The following is a 6,000-nucleotide window of genomic DNA, read 5'->3' as shown; positions in this document are numbered from 1 at the left end:
CCGGGGGCGGCCCCGCCACGGGCCTCCAGGCCGTCAGGCGGTCGCGGTGCGGTCCGTGGCCGGGTCCGCCCCGGCCAGGTCACGGATGCGCTTCGCCGGTACGCCGGCGTAGACGCCGTGCGCCAGCAGGCGCCCGGTGACGACCGCGCCGGCCGCGACGACCACGTCGTGCTCGATGTGGGCGCCGGGCAGGATCGTCGCACGGCCGCCGATCCACACGCGGTCCTCGATGACGACCGGACGGCCGGTCGCGGTGTCGCTCCACCGGCCGTCGGCGTCGATCGCGTGGTGGCTCGTCATGATGAGGACCTGCATGCCGATCGCGGCGTTCGCACCGATGCTGACGGGGGCGATGGCCTCGATGGTCGTCGCGCGGTTGAAGTAGACGCCTCGCGCGACCGACAGGTTGCGCGGGTCGCCCGTGAGCGAGAAGCCGACGCCGGGGGCCGACTCGGCGTGCGCGCCCGCGGCGTTCAGCAGGAGCCGTCGCACGACCCGCGGCAGGAACGGCGAGCCGAGCAGAGCCGTGAGCAGGACGTGCTCTCGGGCGTGCGCGACGTCCTCGCGGAGGCGTCGGGCGAACGTCGAGGGGACGGGGACGGGGACGGCTGGCGTGGCCATGCGGCCTCCTGGGTTCGGGGGACGGTGCGGGGTCGCACAGCCGAAACGTAGGCGCTGCCGGGCGGCTCGACAACGGACGCACTGGTGGTTGCGCGATCCTTGCGGTATCGCCCGCCGGCCGGCACGACGGCGATCTCACCCGGTCGGTGCGATCCGGGCAGCGCCCGTGCTCGCCTACCGTGCTGCGGCTGGGAGGCGACATGCAGGAAATCGTGAACGGTCTGGTGCAGAACTCGTCCTTCGGCGCCTGGGACGTGGTCCTCGCCGTCGTCGTCCTGGTCGTCGGGTGGTTCGCGTCCGTGTGGGCCCGGCGGGGCGTCGTCGTGGCGCTGGCGAAGTGGAGCGGGCTCGGACCGAGCGGGACGAACCTCGTGGCGCGTCTCGTGCGCTACTCGATCCTCCTGCTCACGATCGGCATCGTCCTCACCGTGCTCGGAGCGCCGTTGCAGCCGGTGCTCGCCGCGGTGATCATCATCAGCGCGGTCGCGTTCCTGGCCCTGCGCGGGATCGCGGCGAACTTCGGCGCGGGTCTGGTCATCCAGGCCCGACGACCGGTGCGGATCGGCGACTCGATCGAGGTCGAGGGCGTGGCCGGCCGCATCGTCGAGTTGACGGGGCGTGCCGTCCTGCTGGCCACCTCGGACGGCAGGACGATCCGGATCCCGAACACCATGCTGCTCGAGAACCCGCTCTGGAACGCCAGCGAGTCGGGGGCGGTCCGGAGCGAGGTCCGGGCGCGGCTGCACGGGTCGCCGGACCTCGACCGGGTCTGCCCGGTGCTGCTGGACGCGGTGGCCTCGGTGGCCTCGGTGGCTTCGGTGTCCTCCGGGTCCTCGGTGTCGTCGACGGATCCCGAGGTCTTCCTGCACACGATCACGCCGGCCTGGGCGGACATCACCATCCGGTTCTGGTCCGCGTACGACGACCGCGAGGCCGCCCGGTCGTCGGTGGTGCGCGCGGTCGCGGTGGCGCTCGGCGGCACCGGCCTGACCTGCTCGGTGTCGTCGGACGGACCACGGTTCCTGACCGCGCTCGTCGACGCCGTGGACTGACGGTTCTGCGGGGTCGTGCGGGGTCGTGCGGGGCCGTGCGGGGCCGTGCGATCTCACCCGTTCCGGGCGTGCACGTCGACGTGCCGGGCCGTGAGGCTCGTCGCACAGACCAACGAACAGGAGCAGACCATGGCCAAGCAGTTCTCCGGCAAGATCGAACTCGACGTGCGCGACTCCGTCGCCGACTGGGACGCGTTCATCCCGTCGAAGGCGCCGAAGGGATCCCCGAACGTCCTCGTCGTGCTCTACGACGACACCGGGCAGGCAGCGTGGTCGCCGTACGGCGGCCGGATCCAGATGCCCACGATGGATCGGCTCGCCGCGAACGGCCTCACCTACTCGCAGTGGCACACCACGGCGCTCTGCTCCCCCACGCGGTCGACGTTCCTGACCGGCCGGAACCACCACGCGAACGGCTTCGCCACGATCTCGGAGTCGTCGACCGGGTTCCCCGGCTACAACTCCCACATCCCGCCCGAGAACGCGACGATGGCGAACGTGCTCCGCGACGCCGGGTGGTCCACGTTCTGGGTCGGCAAGAACCACAACGTCCCGATCGACGAGTGGACAGCGGGCGCCTCGAAGAAGAACTGGCCGCTCGCGCAGGGCTACGACCGGTTCTACGGCTTCATCGGCGGTGAGACGAACAACTGGTACCCCTCGCTCGCCGAGGACAACCACTACCGCGGTCCGTGCAGCGAGCCCGAGCAGGCCGGGTCGGCCGAATCGTCGGAACGGCATGGTGTCTCCTACCCCGATGTGCGCCGAAGCGGCGAGGTCGTTGAGTTCCGGTGCGGGGACGCGTGCGCTCCAGAGCAGCTGGCCCCCGCTGTCGGCGAACCGCTCCGCCAGGTCCTTGGCCCAGAGCTGCTCGATCACGACGATCGCGGCCGAGGTCCCGGGCGCGAGCGTGTCCGCGACCTGGTCGACGTCGTCGTTGGCGGCCAGGCCGCGGCCTTCGAGGGCGACCGAGCCGGACGTGCCGGTCCTGGTCACGTCATCGAGCTCGCGGACGTGGACGGTGCCGTCCTCGGCCCGGCTGATGAGCAGCAGGTCGAGGACCCGGACCGTCTCGGCGTCCGTCAGGTCGACGAGCGCGCCGAGCACGGCGTCGTCGGGCAGCTCGCCCCGGAACGAGACGACGAACACCTCGGCCGGGCCGTACGTGAAGGTGGTCACGGTGCCTCCCCTGTGGTCATGGCACCAGGTGTAGCCGCGCCGGAACGGGTCGGGCACCACCCTGAGCGGGTGATCTGGCACGCCTCCGCAGATCACCCGGGGCGGGTGATGCACCGCCGGCACCGGCCGTCGATCGTTGCGTCCATGAACCCCGTGACAGCACGACCCGCGGTGACACCGTGAGCATCGGCGGTGGGATCTTCCTGCTCGTCGTCGGCGCGATCATGGCGTTCGCGTTCGACTTCACGGTCGTCGGCATCGACATCCAGCTCATCGGCTACATCCTGATGGTCGCCGGTTTCCTGGTCCTCGTGCTGGGGATCGTCCTCCGGCTCCGGCCGCGCCGTGCCACGACGAGCGTCGTCACCGAGATCGACCCCGTGACCGGACAGCGTGTCGTCCGCCGGGTCGACGAGGACGACCGAGGGGTCTGACCGGCACCGTGCTCGCCGTGATCGGCCAGCTCCTGCCCCTCCCCATCGCCGGTGCGCTGAGCTCCGTCCCCATCGCCGCGGTGCTCACCCTGCTGCTCGGCGGTCGCGGCCTCGGTCCGGCCGTCCTGTTCGCCGTCGGCTCGGTGACCGGGGTCTTCGTGGTCACGGTCGCCGCGACCGCGCTGCTCGGCCGTGTCCTCGTCGTGGACCTGCCGGCGACGGCATCACCGGGCCTCGGCCTGGGTGAATGCCTGCTCGGGGTCGTCTCGGTCCTCGCCGCAGGGGTCGTCTTCCGGCGCCCCGCCACAGCGGGACCGAGCCGGACGAGCGCACTCCTGACGGCGGCAGTCGGCACCGTCCGACCCGCCGTCGCGCTCGCCGTGGGTGCCGTGCTCGCGCTGCGCCCGAAGGCCCTGCTCCTGGCGTCCGGCGTCGGCATCGTGCTCGCCCCCGCGGAGCTGCCGGCGGTGCCGTCGACCGTCCTCGTCGGGGCGAGCACCCTGCTGATGACGGCCACGGTGACGGGGCCGATCGTCTTCGCGCTGGTCGGCGGGGAACCGGCCCGCGCGGACCTGGAGCGGTTCCGCACCTGGCTGCGGCACAACTCGCGCGCCGTGACCGTCGTCGTCCTCGTGCTCGTCGGCGCGGTCCTGGTCGGCGACGGCCTCGGACGGCTCTGACGCCCCACGCACGAGCCGTCGGGCGGCCGCCGCCGACGACCGACCGCCGATCGCCGGTCGCCGACGACGACCGACCACCGGCCGCCGACCGACCGCCGGACCGCTACTCCCGCGCCGCCAGCGCCGTCTGCCGCGGCAGCTCCCCGAACTCCTGCCGGTAGCTCCCCGCGAACCGGCCCAGGTGCGCGAACCCCGTCGCCCGGGCGATCTCGGCGACGCTGCGGTCGTCGCCTGCCTCGAGCTGCTCCCGGGCGAGCAGGAGCCGGATCCGACGCAGGTACATCGTCGGCGTGATGCCGTGGTGCCGCTGGAACGCCGCCTGCACGCCGCGGACGCTCAGACCCGCGGCCTCGGCGACGTCGTTGACGGTGATCTGCTCGGTCGCGTGGTCGAGCAGGAACGTCTCGGCACGGGCGAAGCGCGCGGTCGACGCCATCACCGGTTCGTGCTGTCCCACCGGCCAGTGCGGGATCGCGGTCAGCAAGCCACCGGCGGCGAACCGGGCGAGCTCGCGCTCCCGTTCGAGCGGCACGTCCGTCGGACCCTGCAGGACCTCCTGCGCGACCGACCGGACCATGAGCCACCAGGCGGCGAGCGGCGCCCCCTCTGGTACGTGTCGGGGACGGAACTCCAGCGGACCCGGAGCCCAGTCACCGCGCTCGGCGGCGACCTGCTCGACGATCGTCCGGTCGATGCGCAGCACGTCGTGCTGGAAGTCCACCCACCGGAACCGCTGGGGATCCTGTCGGTAGAGCACCGGGCGGCCGATCTGCACCGGGTTGTCGTCGACGAGCGCCGAACCGGACTTCACCCAGACGATCATCATCGCCCGTCCGGGCTCGACCGCGCCGCTCAGGGTGCCCGTGCACCGCGTCGACTCGAGGGAGAGCAGGGCGGTGCCCCGCACGCGTTCCTCGAAGACGAAGCCCTCACCGGTCGCCTCGACGGTCAGACCGTGGGTCACGTGGGTCACCGACAGCGCCTCGGCCGCGACCGACGGCTCGTCTGTCCTGATCTCGCGCTGCGTGCGGTGCATCATCTCGGGCACGTCATGATCCTCGCGACATGTCGGCATCCGCGCAACGCACGACGCGCCGGGTTTCCTGAACGACGACCAGCATCCGCGCGTTTGACTGATGCGACATGAAGTACATCCAGTACGACCGCTCCACGATCCTGACCAGCGACGACGTCGCCGACGCGGTGATCGAGTACGCCGCTGCGCTCGCCGGGGGCAGCCGCGCCGACGCGATCGCGATCCCGACGGTGGCGGAGGACGGCACGATGACGACCACGAAGATGCTCATCGGCCCGTCGAGCGAGATCGTGGTCGCCGACGCAGACGAGGACGAGCTCGAGGTCGAGAACGGTGAGTTCGTCGAACGCCTGCGTGCTGCAGCGCGGACGTTCGACCACCCCGAGACGATCCACGCCGACACCCGCTCGGACCTGACGGGCGACGGACCGGTCGCCTGACCGCAGCGCGGTCGGAGGAACACGCACCGCGCTCACCGCGCTCACCGCGCTCACCGCGCTCACCGGCCGAGATCGGTCGGGAACCTGCTGGCGTCGACCGCCAGGACGGCCTCGGTCCGCCGGCGCATCTCGGCCAGGAACGCCCCTCCCTCGGGTTCCAGGTCGTCGTCGGGCGCCGGCTCCAGGGCTACCGCCACCGCGGGTGCGAGGAGCAGCTCCACCGTGCTGGCCGCGCCGAACTCGTCGGTCGTCGGGACCGACACGACGTCGCTCAACCGGCTTTGGTGCAGGGCGGCCGCGTACCGGATCACCGCGTCGGCGACCGTGTCGCCGGTCAGGACCCGGACGGTCCCCGCGTAGTTGACGTACTTCATCGGTGCTCCCTCGTGACGAGGGGCATCCGCCGCGGTGACGGTTCCCTGATCCTGCTGGACAGTAGGCCGCGGCCGCCGCGCGCGTCACAGAAAGCGACGCCGGAGACGGCGCCGAGGGATCTGTCCACTCCGCGCTGTCGCTCGGGATCCCGCTGGTAGCAACGAGGTGCGTGCCGCCACCAGT

The 6,000-nt window shown here is 72.0% G+C and carries 7 protein-coding genes and 2 pseudogenes; 5 read left to right on the top strand and 4 right to left on the bottom strand.

What is annotated here, in order from left to right; all coding sequences use genetic code 11:
- Window positions 1–33: 33 nt before the first annotated feature.
- On the bottom strand, window positions 34–621 hold the full coding sequence (locus ITJ60_RS16995) for an acyltransferase (RefSeq protein ID WP_123340467.1): 588 nt from the start codon (window positions 619–621) through the stop codon (window positions 34–36).
- Between the two features lie 200 nt (window positions 622–821).
- Between ITJ60_RS16995 and ITJ60_RS16990 the strand changes: the two genes are divergently transcribed.
- Both ITJ60_RS16990 and ITJ60_RS19465 read left to right on the top strand, forming a co-directional pair.
- On the top strand, window positions 822–1,673 hold the full coding sequence (locus tag ITJ60_RS16990; protein WP_194648777.1) for a mechanosensitive ion channel family protein: 852 nt from the start codon (window positions 822–824) through the stop codon (window positions 1,671–1,673).
- 129 nt (window positions 1,674–1,802) lie between these two features.
- Window positions 1,803–2,348 (top strand): annotated as a pseudogene (locus ITJ60_RS19465) (sulfatase-like hydrolase/transferase); the annotation flags it as partial.
- 150 nt (window positions 2,349–2,498) lie between these two features.
- Here ITJ60_RS19465 and ITJ60_RS19460 read toward each other — a convergent pair.
- Window positions 2,499–2,780, bottom strand: a pseudogene (locus ITJ60_RS19460) (DUF6325 family protein); the annotation flags it as partial.
- Window positions 2,781–3,031: 251 nt separating this feature from the next.
- Between ITJ60_RS19460 and ITJ60_RS19180 the strand changes: the two are divergent.
- Window positions 3,032–3,286, top strand: a complete 255-nt coding sequence (locus tag ITJ60_RS19180; RefSeq protein ID WP_123340453.1) for a DUF6458 family protein — start codon at window positions 3,032–3,034, stop codon at window positions 3,284–3,286.
- Between the two features lie 17 nt (window positions 3,287–3,303).
- Window positions 3,304–3,966 (top strand): GAP family protein, encoded by a 663-nt coding sequence (locus ITJ60_RS16975; protein WP_194648776.1) that lies wholly within the window; start codon window positions 3,304–3,306, stop codon window positions 3,964–3,966.
- Between the two features lie 103 nt (window positions 3,967–4,069).
- Here ITJ60_RS16975 and ITJ60_RS16970 read toward each other — a convergent pair whose 3' ends face one another.
- On the bottom strand, window positions 4,070–5,005 hold the full coding sequence (locus ITJ60_RS16970; RefSeq protein WP_228510597.1) for an AraC family transcriptional regulator: 936 nt from the start codon (window positions 5,003–5,005) through the stop codon (window positions 4,070–4,072).
- Between the two features lie 104 nt (window positions 5,006–5,109).
- On the opposite strand from ITJ60_RS16970, the gene ITJ60_RS16965 reads away from it, so the two are divergent.
- The gene (locus tag ITJ60_RS16965) at window positions 5,110–5,442 is read left to right on the top strand and encodes a hypothetical protein (protein ID WP_194648774.1); all 333 of its coding nucleotides are present in this window, start codon (window positions 5,110–5,112) and stop codon (window positions 5,440–5,442) included.
- Window positions 5,443–5,501: 59 nt separating this feature from the next.
- On the opposite strand, the gene ITJ60_RS16960 is transcribed toward ITJ60_RS16965, so the two are convergent.
- Entirely contained in the window at window positions 5,502–5,816 is a 315-nt protein-coding gene (locus ITJ60_RS16960) for a hypothetical protein (protein ID WP_194648773.1), read from the bottom strand.
- Window positions 5,817–6,000: the final 184 nt, after the last annotated feature.

It is taken from the genome of Curtobacterium sp. VKM Ac-2884 (assembly GCF_015350945.1).
GTDB lineage: Bacteria > Actinomycetota > Actinomycetes > Actinomycetales > Microbacteriaceae > Curtobacterium.
Note: the sequence above shows the minus strand (reverse complement) of the source record. Positions and strands in the feature narration are given on the sequence as shown.

Bases quoted from the DNA above. Each gene is read 5' to 3' on its own strand.
- ITJ60_RS16960 (WP_194648773.1), bottom strand. From the start codon at position 5,816: ATGAAGTACGTCAACTACGCGGGGACCGTCCGGGTCCTGACCGGCGAC.
- ITJ60_RS16965 (WP_194648774.1), top strand. From the start codon at position 5,110: ATGAAGTACATCCAGTACGACCGCTCCACGATCCTGACCAGCGACGAC.
- ITJ60_RS16990 (WP_194648777.1), top strand. From the start codon at position 822: ATGCAGGAAATCGTGAACGGTCTGGTGCAGAACTCGTCCTTCGGCGCC.
- ITJ60_RS16970 (WP_228510597.1), bottom strand. From the start codon at position 5,005: ATGATGCACCGCACGCAGCGCGAGATCAGGACAGACGAGCCGTCGGTC.
- ITJ60_RS16995 (WP_123340467.1), bottom strand. From the start codon at position 621: ATGGCCACGCCAGCCGTCCCCGTCCCCGTCCCCTCGACGTTCGCCCGA.